This window comes from Rhizobium sp. BK112 (assembly GCF_014193215.1).
Lineage (GTDB): Bacteria > Pseudomonadota > Alphaproteobacteria > Rhizobiales > Rhizobiaceae > Rhizobium > Rhizobium anhuiense.
In genome coordinates this window covers 74,299-87,339 of record NZ_JACHYZ010000018.1, presented here as the reverse complement: position 1 = coordinate 87,339, position 13,041 = coordinate 74,299, and the positions used below count along the sequence as shown (strand labels likewise).

15 protein-coding genes and 5 pseudogenes are annotated in these 13,041 nt (G+C 58.1%); 7 read left to right on the top strand and 13 right to left on the bottom strand.

Annotated features, from left to right (window positions below; genetic code table 11):
* Nucleotides 1–3 precede the first annotated feature (3 nt).
* Nucleotides 4–432: a DUF4259 domain-containing protein gene (locus FHT75_RS32220; RefSeq protein ID WP_183845502.1), complete on the top strand. Its 429-nt coding sequence runs from the start codon at nt 4–6 to the stop codon at nt 430–432.
* Between the two features lie 55 nt (nt 433–487).
* On the opposite strand, the gene FHT75_RS32215 is transcribed toward FHT75_RS32220, so the two are convergent.
* The 3 genes from FHT75_RS32215 to FHT75_RS32205 form a co-directional block, all read right to left on the bottom strand.
* A complete protein-coding gene (locus FHT75_RS32215; protein WP_183845501.1) occupies nt 488–1,519 on the bottom strand; it encodes a hypothetical protein in 1,032 nt (343 codons plus the stop codon).
* Nucleotides 1,509–3,173: an N-6 DNA methylase gene (locus FHT75_RS32210; RefSeq protein ID WP_183845500.1), complete on the bottom strand. Its 1,665-nt coding sequence runs from the start codon at nt 3,171–3,173 to the stop codon at nt 1,509–1,511. The genes FHT75_RS32215 and FHT75_RS32210 overlap by 11 nt, the downstream gene beginning before the upstream one ends.
* A gap of 202 nt (nt 3,174–3,375) precedes the next feature.
* A complete protein-coding gene (locus FHT75_RS32205) occupies nt 3,376–3,798 on the bottom strand; it encodes an IS5 family transposase (RefSeq protein ID WP_183845499.1) in 423 nt (140 codons plus the stop codon).
* Between the two features lie 101 nt (nt 3,799–3,899).
* On the opposite strand from FHT75_RS32205, the pseudogene FHT75_RS32200 reads away from it, so the two are divergent.
* The 4 genes and pseudogenes from FHT75_RS32200 (at nt 3,900) to FHT75_RS32185 (ending at nt 6,420) form a co-directional block, all read left to right on the top strand.
* Nucleotides 3,900–4,207: pseudogene (locus FHT75_RS32200) on the top strand (type II toxin-antitoxin system RelB/DinJ family antitoxin).
* A gap of 101 nt (nt 4,208–4,308) precedes the next feature.
* Nucleotides 4,309–4,491, top strand: a pseudogene (locus tag FHT75_RS32195) (IS6 family transposase); the annotation flags it as partial.
* A gap of 368 nt (nt 4,492–4,859) precedes the next feature.
* Entirely contained in the window at nt 4,860–5,174 is a 315-nt protein-coding gene (locus FHT75_RS32190; protein ID WP_183845498.1) for a helix-turn-helix domain-containing protein, read from the top strand.
* Nucleotides 5,167–6,420: a type II toxin-antitoxin system HipA family toxin gene (locus tag FHT75_RS32185; RefSeq protein ID WP_183845497.1), complete on the top strand. Its 1,254-nt coding sequence runs from the start codon at nt 5,167–5,169 to the stop codon at nt 6,418–6,420. Before FHT75_RS32190 ends, FHT75_RS32185 begins: the two co-directional genes overlap by 8 nt.
* 159 nt (nt 6,421–6,579) lie before the next feature.
* Here FHT75_RS32185 and FHT75_RS32180 read toward each other — a convergent pair whose 3' ends face one another.
* Together FHT75_RS32180 and FHT75_RS32175 are read right to left on the bottom strand one after the other, a co-directional pair.
* A complete protein-coding gene (locus FHT75_RS32180) occupies nt 6,580–7,002 on the bottom strand; it encodes a recombinase family protein (RefSeq protein ID WP_183845496.1) in 423 nt (140 codons plus the stop codon).
* Between the two features lie 82 nt (nt 7,003–7,084).
* Entirely contained in the window at nt 7,085–7,408 is a 324-nt protein-coding gene (locus FHT75_RS32175; RefSeq protein WP_183845495.1) for a recombinase family protein, read from the bottom strand.
* On the opposite strand from FHT75_RS32175, the gene FHT75_RS32170 reads away from it, so the two are divergent.
* A complete protein-coding gene (locus tag FHT75_RS32170; RefSeq protein ID WP_183845494.1) occupies nt 7,389–8,300 on the top strand; it encodes an HNH endonuclease in 912 nt (303 codons plus the stop codon). The genes FHT75_RS32175 and FHT75_RS32170 overlap by 20 nt on opposite strands.
* 80 nt (nt 8,301–8,380) lie before the next feature.
* On the opposite strand, the gene FHT75_RS32165 is transcribed toward FHT75_RS32170, so the two are convergent.
* The 6 genes and pseudogenes from FHT75_RS32165 to FHT75_RS32145 form a co-directional block, all read right to left on the bottom strand.
* Complete coding sequence (locus tag FHT75_RS32165) at nt 8,381–9,049, bottom strand: hypothetical protein (protein ID WP_183845493.1); 669 nt, start codon at nt 9,047–9,049, stop codon at nt 8,381–8,383.
* Nucleotides 9,050–9,100: 51 nt separating this feature from the next.
* Nucleotides 9,101–9,625 (bottom strand): hypothetical protein, encoded by a 525-nt coding sequence (locus FHT75_RS32160; RefSeq protein ID WP_312865393.1) that lies wholly within the window; start codon nt 9,623–9,625, stop codon nt 9,101–9,103.
* A complete protein-coding gene (locus tag FHT75_RS36450; RefSeq protein WP_312865392.1) occupies nt 9,601–9,819 on the bottom strand; it encodes a hypothetical protein in 219 nt (72 codons plus the stop codon). Before FHT75_RS36450 ends, FHT75_RS32160 begins: the two co-directional genes overlap by 25 nt.
* Entirely contained in the window at nt 9,816–10,385 is a 570-nt protein-coding gene (locus FHT75_RS32155; RefSeq protein WP_097596152.1) for a hypothetical protein, read from the bottom strand. Before FHT75_RS32155 ends, FHT75_RS36450 begins: the two co-directional genes overlap by 4 nt.
* Nucleotides 10,386–10,674: 289 nt before the next feature.
* Nucleotides 10,675–10,965, bottom strand: a complete 291-nt coding sequence (locus FHT75_RS32150) for a hypothetical protein (RefSeq protein ID WP_183845492.1) — start codon at nt 10,963–10,965, stop codon at nt 10,675–10,677.
* Nucleotides 10,962–11,159, bottom strand: a pseudogene (locus tag FHT75_RS32145) (sigma factor-like helix-turn-helix DNA-binding protein); the annotation flags it as partial. The pseudogene FHT75_RS32145 and the gene FHT75_RS32150, both read right to left, overlap by 4 nt.
* 1 nt (nt 11,160) lies before the next feature.
* On the opposite strand from FHT75_RS32145, the pseudogene FHT75_RS36445 reads away from it, so the two are divergent.
* A pseudogene (locus FHT75_RS36445) lies at nt 11,161–11,565 on the top strand (Fic family protein); the annotation flags it as partial.
* 20 nt (nt 11,566–11,585) lie between these two features.
* Here FHT75_RS36445 and FHT75_RS32135 read toward each other — a convergent pair.
* Both FHT75_RS32135 and FHT75_RS32130 read right to left on the bottom strand, forming a co-directional pair.
* Nucleotides 11,586–12,068, bottom strand: a pseudogene (locus tag FHT75_RS32135) (aldo/keto reductase); the annotation flags it as partial.
* 65 nt (nt 12,069–12,133) lie between these two features.
* Complete coding sequence (locus tag FHT75_RS32130) at nt 12,134–13,015, bottom strand: NmrA family NAD(P)-binding protein (RefSeq protein ID WP_183845489.1); 882 nt, start codon at nt 13,013–13,015, stop codon at nt 12,134–12,136.
* Between the last annotated feature and the right edge of the window lie 26 nt (nt 13,016–13,041).

Here is a 13,041-nt window from a genome sequence, read left to right as displayed (position 1 = left end):
CCTATGGGTACTTGGGGCAAAGACGTTTTCGAAAATGATGCTGCGAGTGATTGGATGGCACTGTTCGACCGGCTGGGATTTCTTGCTGTGACTACCCCGCTTGCAGAAATTGCTGAGTATTCGGATTTAGGGAAACCTATTCCGGCGGAGACAGAACAAACCTTCTGGGCGAGGTGTGAGGTTGTGGCAATCGCGGGAGGATTTCCAACTCCTCCATCCATCGACGATCACAAACTAGCGATTAGGCGCGATGCCGGGAAAATATTAAAAATCCCAAATCTCAGACAGCGGATCATGGTGGCGTTGGAACGATTGGACGCTTCGGAAACGGAGCTGAAAACACTTTGGACGAGCGCTGGTGAAGGCGGTGATTTTGAAGCTGACTGTAAGCGTTTGCGAGATTCCGTGCTCCAGGTGCTCGCTCAACAATGAATCAACCAGCGTCTTATACATTCGATTGCTGGTCGCGCCAGGTTTCGGAGGGTCGTTATCTCTTTGCCAACACTGAAGACCTGCGCCTCCTAGCCTCCTCATGCATGTTGACGGGTGTAGTCGCGAGAACGCGCGTAACCAAAGATGTCAGAAAGCGGGCGGGCGAGAGTTCATCGGGGGTTCGCTCTTCGAGGATCGATACCTTGGGCAGGGCCTTGACGATGCTCTCGACCGTGCTTTCCGCAAGGTGCGCGATCTCAGCCTCTGCCGGATCCGTTATCGGCTGCGGGCCTGGTTCTAATATGCCGTCGGTTGGTTCTTCCTCGTCGGCCGCCAGTAGTACTGGATCAGATGAGTATTCCATCAACACCAGGCAGGTGGAGTGGTACGCATCGTCCTCACGGCCAAGTTTAGCCAAGAGATCGAACAACCACTCGGCCGTCTTGGGCTCCTTTTCCAGGATGTCAGACCGTAGGCCAAACAAGAACCCTAGAGCCGCCAGCGGGTGGCGTAAGCGAAGGTTCTTGGCATCGCCGTAGGACTCCTCGATGCGGTTCGGCGCATTCTTCCCATAGGAGGAATCCATGCGCTTCGTTGAAATCAGCAATTCGGGGCCGGTGACCCAGTCGGTGATGATGACATCCACCTGTTTCAGGTAGTTTTTCCCCAGAATGGATGCCGAGGAGGAGGTGACCCCGGGGATGGACGTCCTCGATAGCAAATAGGATTCCGCGTTGGCTCGAACGGCCACGGGAAGTGACTTGACGAATGCCGCTACGGGCGCGGGGAGGACGCGTGGGTTCGCTGGCCTTGGCCAGACTTGGTCCGTGCCGAAACCGGCCCTGCGAAGTTCGTAGCTGAGCCAGACATCGAGAGCGAGGGCAGGAACTCCTGTTTGGGTTCCCGCTTTCAGGTGCAGCGGAACACCGAGCAATAGCGCAAGGGTGTCGTAATCGGGCTTGATGAACGGCTGGCCGTCAGTTCCAAGAACCCATGGATTGTTGTGTTCCCCGCTGGGTGCGGCAGCTTCGACGATATGATCGAATATTTCCCAGGCTTCTGCTTTCGAACTTGGTTTAGCGGCCACTTGCTGACCTCAAATTGCGACGGTTCGCCAGTTCCGCGCGTGCATTCCGGACGGCCGCCATTTGTGTCGCGGAAACCTCGCCGTCCAGCAGCAGTACCTCGTCAACCAGATTAACGGCATCGAGCAGCCGCCCTTTGTCCAGCAGCTTTGCAACGCTTCGCTTGACCTTGCGAAGCTCATCGGCGCGAGAGGCGACCAGGGTCGGGGACGGCATGGCCCAAACGTCTGCCTCCTTTGGCTCGATCTTCAGTATCCCGCCTCCATAGGCGCGGCCGACCATTTCGGCATGCAACAAGGTGATTGAGTTCAAGCTGGCGACAGGAAGGAGCTCGCGGCCCAAGGCAGTATATGCCTCGTTCAGGTAAACCCCATGCACCGAATTAAGATGACGGGCCTTGGCGGCATTTTCGGTGATCCGGGGGGTGTCCGCATTCATGCATGTCAGCAAGAGGTCCGCGGGTGAAACGAGCGGCACCCGATACCAGGTCTTGCGGACCCGGCATTTATAGGCGGTGTCGACGCCTGTCCTGTGGCCGTCGGCGATATATGCCGCGGCAGCCTTGGAAGGCGGTTCATTTGGATAGAACAGGTGAACCGCGCTGCCCTCTTCACCAAGTTTCTTAAGCTGGGCACTCGAGAGCGAGAGGCCTCGCAAATGCGAGCTTCCTGGTGGCGAAAGGCTGAGCAACTCGTCTGGGCGCAGTCCGAGCTCTGCTGCGCGCTGGGGGGAAAGCGTGAAGTATTTGTTGTTTCCGGTTACCATTCCGAGCGTCGTGTCGCCCCAGGTCTCCAGGTTCGTGTATAGGCCGGTTCCAGTGAGGGCCTGCAAAAGATGCACCGCGTCGGCAGCAACGAGACTGCTGGTCCATTTGGCCGCAGGGTCGACCGGTGTCCAGCTCAGTCCCGGGCCTAAAGTGTCGAGCGTTGCAGCGTTCTTGGTTTGCCGGATCGTTGCAAAATCCGCCGGCCCCTCCAGGTAGCCGTCAGCGAGGAGAAGCACTACGTCCGCTTCCGCCTCCGGGAACACTTGCTCATCGAACAATACGAGCTGCACGTCGCGGAATCGACTGAACAGGAACTTGCGGACGGGCGCGGCATAGTTCACCGAGAGCAGTTCGGCGGGCAAGACGAAGGCCAGGCGGCCACCATTCTTCAGGAACAACGCCGAGTGCACGGTGAACGCAGCCCAACTGGACGCGAGCCCTGTCAAGGAAATGCCGCCCCTGATGGCTGCTTCTCGCGCACGAGTGCGGGCTTCGCCGGTGAAATCCTGATATCGAATATAAGGAGGATTTCCGATAACGGCGTCGAACGCTGGATTAGGCGTGACGGCAAAGAAGTCGGACAATTGGATATCGGCCTCGCCCCCCACGTCAGCGACCCGCTTGCGGGCAACGGCTGCGCTGTGCGCATGGATCTCCGCGCCATGAACAATCGGGCACGAGCGCCTGCGTGGACCGAGTTCACGAAGCCGCTCGACCGCCGAAACCAAGAATGCGGCATCGCCAGCCGCGGGCTCGAGCACGCGATCTTCAGACGCGCGGATGGCCCATTTGGAAATAAAACTGGTAATCGCCGGAGGCGTGAAGAACGCGCCTCTCTCCTTGCGGAGGACGGGAGTGTCGGTAGGGTCGCGATGGGTAACGAAAGTCACTGCTAGCTCCCGAATCGTGCACGCATGGGTTCGCTGTCTTTGCCGCCTACCTATCCTATACAGATGAATTTCTGTCTACTCTTTGTTCTTTTTTCAATCTGCCGATCCCGCGGAAAAATTTCGGCAAGCCGTTGCGTAACAATGGCCTGCTTCCAGCCCAGCAGTGGAACGGCAACGGGTGCGTCGCCGCGCTGCCCAGGCGTTATTCGCAGCGCAATTGGACGGCCGCAACCATCGACAACAGCATGGATTTTTGTCGATCTGCCGCCTCGTGAGCGGCCGATTGCCTCGGCATCCGCCCCCTTTTTCCGCCGGCGGCCGACCGGTGGGCTTTGGCGGTGGTGCTGTCGATCATATGAAGATCCCGATCGGTTGTTTGCACCAGGGCTTCAAACAGCCGCCGCCATATTCCTTTGGCAGACCAGCGATGGAAGCGATTGTAGACGGTTGTTGAAGGCCCGTAGCAGGCTGGACAATCCTGCCATCGGCAACCTGATCGGAGGACATAGATGATCCCGCTGATCACCCGGCGGTCATCAGTTCGATGAGCGCCGGGTTGGTTTGCCGGAAGCAGAGGGGCGATCACTGCCCACTGCTGATCATCAAGCCAGAATTCGCTTGCCATCATCAAACTCCCATCGTCGACGCAGTGAATTACATGGATTCAATTCGATCAATGGTTTGATTGGGTTTGGAGCCTAAGGCGCTATGGCATTTGAGATAGCTATGGCTGCAAATGCACTGGTACAAACTCGTATTGATGCCGAGGTTCGGGATCGCGCCTCCGCAGTGCTTGGAAATATGGGGCTTACGGTATCGGACGCGGTTCGGATCTTACTCACCCGGACGGCCAATGAGGGAGCGCTGCCGCTGGAGCTTCTTCAGGCAGCGAGGCCCATGACGCTTGGTTTCGCACCAAGGTACTTGAAGCCCTGAACGATACTCGACCGGACGTTTCGGATGATGAAGTCGAGGCACATTTTGCTGAACGTCGAGCGGCAGCCCGCCTTAACGCGGGTGCTCGCAAATCGTGAAGCTTACCTGGTCGGCGTTCGCGCTATCGGATCGCGACGCGATCTTCACACAGGCATCGTAACGTTAACCGAGCAGCGATCAAAATGTGGGATCTGGCGTCATGACCAGATTAGCTTGTGATCCTCTTTATCGTCGTCACCGATTTCCAGCTGGCGTGATTGCCCATGCGGTTTGGCTCTATTTCCGGTTTCCGTTGAGCCTGCGTATGGTCGAAGATCTGTTGGCCGAACGCGGCATCATGGTGTCTCACCAGACTGTGAGACTTTGGGCGGAGAAATTCGGTAAATGATCAGGCTGGTCAGGTAAGGGCGGATATTCTCCAGGACCCGCTTCGAGGATATCGGTGCAATACGCACCTCGCAAAATTCCGAAATTTTTCGCTGAAAATGACGTGATGAAAGATCGTGTTTGGGCATGCTCATTCCGTTTCTCTCTGGCACCAGTACCGAGGGCGTGCGGGGATAGAAGCGTGCCTTTAACAAAGTATGGAAGTTGGATGCCGCTCGCAGGCTCTGGCATTACCAAACAACGTGAATGATATATAAACAGATCAATTATTAGACAATGATCCGTATTCGAGTCTTTTGTGTTGACTGTGCTCAAATGTTTGAGATATCTTGCCTACTCACGGAGAATGGTTGGGTAGGTAGGATGGCACGGTCTGAGTCAGATGCGCTGTTGCAAATCGGGCAGTTGCTGAAGGCTACGCGAAAAGGCCGGCAACTGACGCAGGAGCAGGTTGCCGACGTAGCCGGTATATCGCGTCCCCGCTATCGTGAGATAGAAAGCGGAAGCAGTGCTGCGCGAACGACGACGCTGATCAATATCGCCCGCGCTCTCGGGCTTGAATTGATGCTTATACCGCAGGCGATGGTCCCGGCCGTCGATGCGCTGCTGAGGCCTCATGACGATGTCGACGATCTCCCGGCTTTCACGGCGCGTCCAGACGGGGATGAGAATGTCTGAAGTTTCATCCGATCCGAGATCCATTTCGTCGCTCGACGTGCTGCTGAACGATGTGAAGGTCGGCACGATCGTCAGGACGCCCGGCGATTTTAACGCTTTCAGCTTCGAGGACAGTTATCGCGCAACCGGCGGCTTTCCAGTGCTTAGTCTGTCTTTTCGAGCAGCCACTGGCGGCCTGCGTAAGGACCCTAAACCCGTCTCCAGAGCGTTGCCGGCGTTCTTTGCCAATCTGCTTCCCGAAGACAAGCTGCGCGTGGCGATGGAAAAACACCATGCAGGGAGTGTTCGCGCGGGAAACGATTTCGACCTGCTTGTCGCTCTCGGTTCGGATCTGCCTGGCGCAGTCCGCGTCGTGCCGAGTGACAGAACGGTTGTGCGTTTCGACAACCTGCCTGCTCCCAAGCCGAAGGCCCGGTTCTCGCTTGCCGGCGTCCAGATGAAGCTTTCGGTCATCAAGAATACGGGGAAGGGCGGTGGACTGACACTGCCGCTCGGCGACGACCAGGGATCCTACATCGCCAAGTTTCCATCGACCTCGTTTCCCGGGGTGTCGGAAAACGAATATGCCAATCTCGCATTGGCTGAAGCGATCGGGATGGAGGTGCCGGAACGCGAACTTGTCGAGCAATCGGAGTTCGAGGGTATCCCAAAAGAGTTCGAGACGCTGTCGGATGGAAAAGTTCTGCTCGTCAGACGCTTCGATCGCGGCGCAAACGGCGAGCGTATCCATATCGAGGATTTCGCGCAGGTGTTCGGCGTTTATCCCTCGCGAAAATACGAAGGGGGTGCCTATCACGATATAGCTGCAGCGCTAAATGTTGCAGTATCGTCCATCGCTGCTCTTGAGTTCGTCCGCCGGCTGGCCATGGCCGCCATCATCGGCAATGGCGACATGCACCTGAAGAACTGGTCGTTGATCTATAGCGGGGCAGGCGACAAACCGCAGCTCGCACCCGTCTATGACGTGCTCTCGACGATCCCTTATATCCCCGCGGATGCCATGGCTCTGTCGCTCGCCGGCGAGCGGCCCTTCAAGGCGCTGAACGTGCAGCGATGGAAGGCCTTCGCCAATCGTGCGCGGCTGCCGGAAGCGGCCGTGCTCAAAGCGGTGGTCGATACGGTCGAGCGCGTCAACGAAGTTTGGTGGTCGCTGCCGGAACGTAGTGTCGCTCCGGCGAAGGTTCTCGAGCGTATCGATACGCATGTAAGGCTGATGACGCCGATCCTTGGCACGTGCGCGGAGTGAAGCCATCCGGCCGAACGGTAGCCGAGCCTTGTCTTAGCTCGTGCGCCAGTTCTCCTGGCGGGCCCTCACCCGTTGCCAGAGGGCATCGTCGACAATTCTAAGCGATGGCACCTCCTGCACGACATGGTGCTCGGCCGCATTCTCCCGTGAGACCCGACGTTATGTCGCGGGATTTTTTCGGTAGGCGATGCGATTGAAGACGATCAGCCCGATATAGGCCTGATTGTTCAGAATGCCGCTGCCGCGATTTCGATGCCCGCGAATTGCGGTCCCCTGCCAAGGTCGGCCGCGAGGACCAGATACGCCGCGTGCATTGAGTTCCTCAGCGATCCTGACAGGGCTCATGCCGTCGGCGTACTGCTCAAAGATCCAGACGATGGTTGCCGCCTCATCTGTATCGATCGAACGCAGGCCGCGCACCGGCCCCCCGCTATCGTCGAACTCACGTCGCACTCTGTAGCCGTAACAGATACCCCCTGGCACCCGGCCATGCTTGGCGACAGTCTTCATGCCTTCGCGCGTCCGGTAGCGAACCTGTTCGAGCACCTCTTGATTTAGAACCGCCCTCAGTCCCAGTTCCATTGACGACACCGACGCGGCGCCGTGAACCGTCCACAACTCGACGTCATGAAACTGCAGTATGTTGAGAATGCGAGCGCTGTGCTCAAGGTCGCGGGAAAAGGCGATCGAGGGTAAGGCAGAGAAACACGTCATAGGCGCCAATGTTCGCCCCCGCCAAAGCAGCCTGGAGTCCTGGCCGCGCCTCGAATGACGAGCCGCTGACACCGGCATCGACGAAAGTGTCGGCCAGATGCCAACCTTGTCGCAGGACGTATTCCTTTCGGAGATCGAGCTGGGTTTCGATCGAGGCGGGGTTTTGTTGATCTGTTGAATATCGTGCGTAGAGCACGACTGCATATGACCGATCTCCCTGGTTTGAATCGCGGTCACCATGGTAGAGATCGAGTATGGGATTCGGGGTTTTCATTCACCGCACAGATTCGATCTACGACGACAGCCCGGCTGAGCAATATCAGTTTCCGAGCCAGTACCTCGGCCGCGTCCAAGCCTGCGTTGGAGACTGGATCATCTATTACGAGCCACGAAAGGTGGCGGCGACGCGCGGATATTTTGCGGTGGCCAAAGTCTCACAGGTCATCCCGGATTCCAAGGCGCCTGGAATGTATCTGGCTCTGATCGAGCCCGGCAGCTATCTCGATTTCGTCAACGCTGTTCCCTTCAGCGGGCCAGATGGCGTGATCGAGCGCGGCGTGCTCAACGAAGAGGGCCGGATTTCTGGACGTGCGCAGGCCGCAGTGCGGCCGGTCTCAGCAGCAGATTTCAATCGCATCCTGTCGGTTGGCCTGGCGCAGGATCGACCGGAACTGCCGCGATCGGGTGAGGCGATAGACACACCAACGGGCGCCGGATTCTCGGACGGCTTTCAAGCTCCTTTTATGTTCGAAGAGCAAAGGGTGCGGGTCGCACAGCTTTCGTCGCGTATAGTTCGCGATCGGCTGTTTCGCAGGTTGATCTTGCAGGCCTACGACAAACGATGCGCGATAACAGGCTTGAAGCTGATCAATGGCGGCGGCCGCGCCGAGGTCGATGCGGCCCATATTCGCCCCGTTGAAGCGAACGGCCCGGACATTCTGTCGAATGGCATCGCGCTCTCTGGCACGGCACACTGGATGTTCGATCGCGGCCTTATCGGCTTGTCGGACGATCTCGAAGTTCTGATTTCCCGTCACGCAAACGACCGCGACAGCATCCAAGGTCTTATCAACAAGACCGGAAGAGCGATCGTGCCGGCAGGTGTTCACGAACGCCCGCATCCACAGTTTCTGAGATGGCATCGCGAGAATACCTTTAAACAATAGCGCGTCGACGGTTCAGCTCCTTTCAAGAGCAGAGACCTCCGTTTCTGTCTAACCCTAAAACGATGAAAATCTCGCAGCCGCTATATCTGCGCGCTGCAAAAGTTGGGGGAAGCCCCGCCCACGTCAATGATAAGCTGCGGGTCGGCATTGTCCATGATTGTGAGCTTTAGAACGCTGCAGTCGTCGTGCTCTCCATTCGCCTCGACTTCACGGCCATGGATTACGGCAAGTTGCTCGTGTGCTGACAGCTCGGCCCAAAAGCCATCCGTGGTGAGTAAATGGACGCCAGGCAAACTGTCCGTTTCCAGGATTTCTGGTGTCATATACTCACGTGAACGAAAGCTCCTGGGGAGAAGATGTCTGGCCGGTGTCTTCGATAGCTCGTCGACTGCGACATATCCAAGCGCATTGGCAAGCGTGTGAGGCTGAGTTTGCCATTGAATTCTGTCGCCTCGATCAATTTGGCCTAGGAGACAGTCGCCGGCATGGATAACTGTCATTCGTGTTCTTGGGCTAACGTGCATAATAGCAAAACTGGCTGAGCCCCGAGGATAACGCGCGCGCAAATCGATATGGATTGCGCGCAGCTGTTTCGAAAAGTAATCGACATCAAGCGCACCTTGTAGACCGCTGAACCACTCGATCACTCCCCGCAGAATCGCTTCGGCATATTCTCCACTGTTCTCGCCTGCGGTAGAGCTATCGGCAATGATGGCCATCACCGGTGGTATTTGTTCCAATCCCTGCATGGTCGCGATTGTCTGTGGTCATGGTGCCTTTGCGGGCTATACCAGCTTGCTTCAATGCGCATGGGCGCCACCGTCTGCGCAATGACCTATGGCAACGTAGCGCCCGCGCACGATAGCCACGCGGCCGGGCTGCCCACGCAAATTTCCCTCAAGGAACTCGTCAAAGTCGCGATGCTTGAGGAGCGCCTGGAATTGTTCAGCGACGTATGTCTTGACGTCGAGATCAGCATTCGCCAGTTCTTGAACAAGTTCCTCTCTCCCATCAAGGACGAGAAGTATGTCCTCGGCGTCCCTGCTGGAGAAAAGGTCACCACCGCCTCTGCCGGCGAATGCTTCCAGCTTCGTCGCTGTAAAGAGGGCGGGCGTGAGGAGCCGGATGGTGAGAGTTTCAGTGAGCTGGTGAATCTCAGCGGTTTCGATACCTTTTGCGTACCAGCGGTTGCTAAAGCCAAGGATCGCTTCATCATCCGGCATGAAATCGACTTTGAGCGGGCCGAGCCGCATTCGGCAGATGATGTCGTCATCCGAGGACTCTTTGAACCCCCTTTCTCTCAGCTGTCCAATAGTTGGCCCCATTCGGCAAGCCCCGCGAGATCGACAATAAGGTCGATATCGTCGGTGGCCCTGACATCTTCGAGGGTCACCGGGTCTGTGATGAAAAGTGCGGTCGTACATCCTCCGACGAACACAAGGCGATCGCGCAAATCCTGCTCCAGCGCCGTTGCTACGACTTTCAACATTTCGAGCAGCTGGCCGCGGACAGTCGTCATTTACCGAGTATCCTTTTCGAGAGCCGATCGCTTGCCAAACCCACTTCTCGTTGGTTTCCAAGGCGGATCGCGTCGCAGAGTGCCAGATATTCGTAGAGGCGCACGTCCTTTTGGACTGCTTCCGGTACACTCTTGAATAGCGGTTCGACAGACTGGCCCATTTCGCGGGCGCTTGGGTGGGGCCAGACGTAAATATAGTTGCCAGCGCTGACCAGAAGGCCCTCGAGCATAGGTGCCGCAAAAGCGGTTGGAATGCCTCGCTGCATTGATCCGGGTTTTGCCGGAAAGGTGAATTTCAGGCCGTGCACGATGAAATTGAATAGGTTCCTCCGGCTCGGCTTGGGTCGGCCAAGGTCGCGATCTTTGCTGGCAATGCCAGACGCTAGGCTCCTCTTGATCGACTCATTGACCTCGGTCTTGCTTATACCGAGGGATGCCTCCAAATTTCGGACGGAATATGGGTCATCGCCTTGCGCCTCTAGGCGCTCGCGTTCGCCCCCTTGCTCTTGTTCCTGCTCCTGGAGGCTGATGAGTTTGAGCAGTATGACGATGTCCTGGCTTTTCATAAATCGTCCTGACTGGCGTCCTCTGTCCTAGGACTAAGGACAGGAAAGCGCGCCAAATCACTGTTGTCAAAGCCTGCGCTGCCTTTCCAACCTTTGTGGGCATCGTCTCTGACCTGATGTCCGGAGCGAGAACAAAGGGCCAGGTCACCGGGGTTGCGATAGATCCGCGGTCCTTCTGAGTCTGAGTGTCTGCCACGAACGCGAAGGCCCCGGTGGAGAAGATCACGATATTCTGCGGGGCACGAGCCCGGGTAAATCGTCTTTCAGGGGAGCCGATGTCACTCGCGCCTTAATCCTCAATGTTGCACGCTTCGGCTGCAGCGGCAAGCCGCCAGGTGGAGACCCTGTTTTGCCGTCTGGTGGCGATCATGTGATTGAGATTGAGCCGGGTGGGGATCGGTTCGTCGACGATGGGATCGCAGGCGCGATGCAGAATTGTGCGTTGGGAGTTGTAGGCGGAAAATCGGATGGCGACCTCCGGGTGCTTTTCGATAAGCGGACACTTCGTCCCTGCGTGCAGCTTCGAGGCGGCCGTCAATAAGGCGTGCAGATCGTCTTCGGTGATTGGCCTGTCTGTCATTTCACTCTCCGCAGATGCGAGCCAGCTCTAGCGCCCCTGGCGGGACTTTCCAAGATCTGCCGCAGGCGCTCACGTGCTCGCGACAGTCGCGACATCACGGTTCCGATCGGGATCGCCAGGACTTCGGCGACCTGGGCGTAACCAAGGTCTTCGACCGATACCAGCAGCAGCACGTTACGCTGCTCTTCCGGAAGGGAATATTATCGATTACTGCAAGAGGTCCGTGAATATGGAAACTGGGAAGCTTGGCTAGACTTCTTCCTGACAGGTGTAGCCGACACCGCCAACCAAGCATTTGAAGCTGCCACTCGGATTGTCGATCTTTTCAAGGAGGACAGGGAGAAAATCACAACCGAGAGCGACAGAGCCGGATCGGCCCTTCGTATTCACGAACTCTTTCAGCAAAAGCCCTTCCATACGGCAAATCAGATCGTTCAAATGAAGGCCTTTCCGCGCCGACTGTTCAATGCAGCGCTCGCTGACTCGGAGCGGTTGGGGATTGCCGACGAGGTGACAGGTCGCAAGCGTGGCCGTGTTTTCAGCTACCGTAGGTATCTCGCAATCCTAAGCGAAGGCACTGATCCCCTGCCTGCTACGTGACTAAATCACGGGTCGCAAGCCTGATCCAGAAGCCAGGCTATGGCGATCTGGGCGGCGGTGGCGCCGTGCTTTTCACCGATCCTGGCGAGCACGGGATCTTTTGCGGCACGGCCTTGCGCAAGTGGCGCGTAGGCGGTCACGGTGATCGCGTCCAACATGGTGCTCATGTTCATGTTCGTCGACGGCCAATGGACGAGGAAGAGATCGATATGGTCGAGGCGAAGCTTGCTGAGGCTCGTGTCGAAGGACCGGCGCAGGGCATCGGGGGAGAGCTTGTCGTGCCAGACCTTAGTGGTGACAAAGAGGTCCGCGCGGTGTATGCCGGAGGCCGCGAGCGCCGCGCCGATGGCGGCTTCATTGTCGTACATGGCGGCGGTATCGATGTGGCGGAAGCCGAGGGCAAGCCCGCTTTCGACCACCGGTCGGGCGGTATCGCCCGGCATCCGGAAAGTCCCCATTCCTAACCGGGGGATAGCGACGCCGTGAGTTTCAATCGTTGCCATGATCGTCATTTAAGGGACGCGGCGACAGAGGTAGAAGCCGTCCGCCGCCCGTTCTCCCGGCGGGCTCAGGTGGTCTCGCTCGCGGCCGCCTGCCGGACCAGCACTTCGATCACCTGCTCAAGTGATGTCGTGCCCCTGGCACGGTTTCCGCCGTGGGCCTTGAAGGCAATCCAGTCTTCGTTGAAGCCGTCGAGCATACGCATGCGCGGTTGTGGGTTTCGCGTACCCTGGGCACGGAACAGGCCCTCCCAGCTGTCCCGCGGGACGATCTCCACCCGCACCGGATGCCCGAGCACCGACGCGAAGGCATTGGCGAGATCGTTGGGCGAGACCCGTGCAGGGCCTTCAAGTTCCACCACCCGCTTGCCGATCCATTGCTGGCGGATAAGATCTGCGGCAAACCGGCCGATGTCCTGCGTCGCCACCATAGCGAAGGTCTTGTCGGCAGGCTGGAGGAAGGTGTGCAGCACGCCATCGTCGCGGGCCGAGGCGACGTCCCAGGCCGCATTTTCCATGAACCAGCCGGGCCGCAGGAAGGTGACGGGAAGATCGAGCTCGCCGAGGGCTTCTTCCAGCATCGTCCGCTGGCTCAACAAATTGTCCACTTCCGCGTCGGCACCGATGGTGGAGAGGCAGACGACCCTTTCCGGGCTGGCAGCAAGGAGAGCGGTCGTCAGCACCTCATTCTGCTTCGCCGCTTCCGGATAGCCGGGCGCCGGATCGAATTCCGACGGCGGCAGGATGAAGACACCCTTGGCGCCCTTGAACGCGGCGGCAAGCTCCGCGGCGGCGTCCATCTCGGCAAAGGCGATTTCGCAACCGCGCTGGCGCCAGATTTCCGCCTTGGCGGGGTCGCGTAGCACCGCGCGGACCGGTTCTCCGGCTTCGATCAGGGTTTTCGCCAGCGCGCCGCCGACCTTGCCGGTAATTCCTGTAATCGCATACATGAGATGTCTCCTGGTGTTGAGGTCGG

Excerpts from the sequence above, each read along its gene's own strand:
- FHT75_RS32220 (WP_183845502.1), top strand. The coding sequence starts at position 4 with ATGGGTACTTGGGGCAAAGACGTTTTCGAAAATGATGCTGCGAGTGAT.
- FHT75_RS32205 (WP_183845499.1), bottom strand. The coding sequence starts at position 3,798 with ATGGCAAGCGAATTCTGGCTTGATGATCAGCAGTGGGCAGTGATCGCC.
- FHT75_RS32190 (WP_183845498.1), top strand. The coding sequence starts at position 4,860 with ATGGCACGGTCTGAGTCAGATGCGCTGTTGCAAATCGGGCAGTTGCTG.
- FHT75_RS32185 (WP_183845497.1), top strand. The coding sequence starts at position 5,167 with ATGTCTGAAGTTTCATCCGATCCGAGATCCATTTCGTCGCTCGACGTG.
- FHT75_RS32180 (WP_183845496.1), bottom strand. The coding sequence starts at position 7,002 with ATGGAACTGGGACTGAGGGCGGTTCTAAATCAAGAGGTGCTCGAACAG.
- FHT75_RS32170 (WP_183845494.1), top strand. The coding sequence starts at position 7,389 with ATGGGATTCGGGGTTTTCATTCACCGCACAGATTCGATCTACGACGAC.
- FHT75_RS32175 (WP_183845495.1), bottom strand. The coding sequence starts at position 7,408 with ATGAAAACCCCGAATCCCATACTCGATCTCTACCATGGTGACCGCGAT.
- FHT75_RS32165 (WP_183845493.1), bottom strand. The coding sequence starts at position 9,049 with ATGCAGGGATTGGAACAAATACCACCGGTGATGGCCATCATTGCCGAT.
- FHT75_RS32160 (WP_312865393.1), bottom strand. The coding sequence starts at position 9,625 with ATGGGGCCAACTATTGGACAGCTGAGAGAAAGGGGGTTCAAAGAGTCC.
- FHT75_RS36450 (WP_312865392.1), bottom strand. The coding sequence starts at position 9,819 with ATGACGACTGTCCGCGGCCAGCTGCTCGAAATGTTGAAAGTCGTAGCA.
- FHT75_RS32155 (WP_097596152.1), bottom strand. The coding sequence starts at position 10,385 with ATGAAAAGCCAGGACATCGTCATACTGCTCAAACTCATCAGCCTCCAG.
- FHT75_RS32150 (WP_183845492.1), bottom strand. The coding sequence starts at position 10,965 with ATGACAGACAGGCCAATCACCGAAGACGATCTGCACGCCTTATTGACG.
- FHT75_RS32130 (WP_183845489.1), bottom strand. The coding sequence starts at position 13,015 with ATGTATGCGATTACAGGAATTACCGGCAAGGTCGGCGGCGCGCTGGCG.